The following is a 1,903-nucleotide window of genomic DNA, read 5'->3' on the forward strand; positions in this document are numbered from 1 at the left end:
AAGTGCGTCAAGTTAAGTCATGTCATTTAGCAGGTGGAAATCCTGCTTGGGAAGACTCTAGCCAGGTCACCAATAGCGAGTCTTGGAGCTTTAAGGGTAACCTTACGGTTTAAGCGTAGACAGTCAGATAGTAGGCCGTGTGATTGAGCCTCGAAAGAACTGCAAAAATGGGAAGGTCGACGGATTTTGAACTCTCGGAAAACAACAGGATAAGCAGCGTAACAGGCGAGTTGCTAATCCCTTTCCCGGGGTCAGAGAGCAGGGCATGCTAGACAATGATGACATGGGATCTTGAGAGATCCTATCGGTTCTGCGGCAGACGAGTACTTGTTAGGAAAGGAACCGCAGTATGAACAAACAACCCGGAAAGGTAGGATGTTCAAATGGCACGATAGGAAGTCGGATAACTTCATAGTACAGTTGCCGGAAGGGCGGCTGGAAGGGGGTTACAAATTATCACTCTCGCTAAGGACACATGAACTACACACAGGGGTAGGTACAAACATGGAAACAAAATTAGCAAGAATAGCTGAGATTGCGAAAAGACAACCCCAAGAAAAATTCACATCGATGTATCACTTGCTAAATAAGGAACTGTTGCGACAGTGTCATGAAGAACTGGATCCAAACAAAGCCACCGGGGTAGATCAAGTGACCAAGGCGAAGTATGCCGGTCAGTTGGAGGAAAACCTCGAGGATTTGGTAGGGCGGCTCAAGCGGAAGGGATATCGACCGCAACCGGCGCGTCGAACATACATCCCAAAGGATGAGAAAAGCAAACGACCATTAGGCATAGCGGCATATGAAGATAAAATCGTGCAATCGGCGTTAAACAAGGTGCTGCAGCAGATCTATGAGCAAGACTTCTTAGACTGCTCCTACGGATTTCGCCCGGAACGAAGTTGTCATGGAGCCTTAATCCAGTTGGATCAGATTATTGACAAACAATCGATCCAATTCATCGTGGATGCGGACATCTCGGGTTTCTTCAATCACGTAGATCACGAGTGGCTGTTAAAGTTTCTGACTCTTCGCATCGGAGACCCTAATATCCTCCACCTCATTCGCAGAATGTTAAAAGCGGGTGTACAGGAAGAGGGGCGCCTGGAGCCAACGGAGGAAGGAACCCCGCAGGGATCGATTATTTCCCCACTGCTCGCAAACATTTATCTCCACTACGTGCTCGATTTATGGTTTGAGAAAAGAATAAAGAGGCAGAGCCGTGGGAAAGCATTCATGGTGCGATATGCTGATGATTTTGTTTGCTGCTTTCAATACGAGACGGATGCGAAAGAGTTCTATGAGGCACTTATCCAACGATTAAAAGAGTTCAACCTGAGCATTGCGGAAGAGAAAACGAAGATTATTCGTTTTGGAAGCTATGCGGAAGAGTGGTATAAAAGAAATGGTGGTGGAAGACCATCAACTTTTGATTTCCTAGGTTTTACTCATTATTGCAGCAGGAATGCGAAGAGGACATCCTTCCGGGTAAAGCGCAAAACAAGCGCAAAGAAATACAAGAATAAAGTTAAGACGTTCGGGATTTGGATGAAGCAGCATCGCCATGAAAAGTTGGAAATCTTAATGGCAACGATTCGCAAGAAATTAACCGGACATTACCGATATTATGGGATCACGGATAATCACCCGAATCTAGTCAAGTTTAAGAGAGAGATAGAAAAAGCGCTGTTGAAGTGGCTAAACCGCAGAAGCCAGAAACAAAGCTTCAATTGGGAGAGCTTCAACCAATTCCTAAAACGAAACCCTTTACCGGAACCCCGCATTTATGTGAATATCTATGGGAAACGCAAGGCTAAGGCCTTTGTTCAGTAAGATGATTTGAAGAGCCGTATGCCTTAATTGGGCACGTACGGATCTGTGAGGGTTTGCAGGCCCAACCTAC

At 45.9% G+C, this 1,903-nt stretch carries 1 protein-coding gene; it reads left to right on the forward strand.

Annotated elements, in window-relative coordinates; genetic code table 11:
• The first annotated feature begins 504 nt into the window (after positions 1 to 504).
• A complete protein-coding gene (gene ltrA, locus DFP97_RS30290; protein ID WP_114384365.1) occupies positions 505 to 1,833 on the forward strand; it encodes a group II intron reverse transcriptase/maturase in 1,329 nt (442 codons plus the stop codon).
• Positions 1,834 to 1,903: the final 70 nt, after the last annotated feature.

The organism is Paenibacillus prosopidis (assembly GCF_003337375.1).
Classification (GTDB): domain Bacteria; phylum Bacillota; class Bacilli; order Paenibacillales; family Paenibacillaceae; genus Pristimantibacillus; species Pristimantibacillus prosopidis.

Bases quoted from the DNA above. Each gene is read 5' to 3' on its own strand.
- ltrA (WP_114384365.1), top strand. From the start codon at position 505: ATGGAAACAAAATTAGCAAGAATAGCTGAGATTGCGAAAAGACAACCC.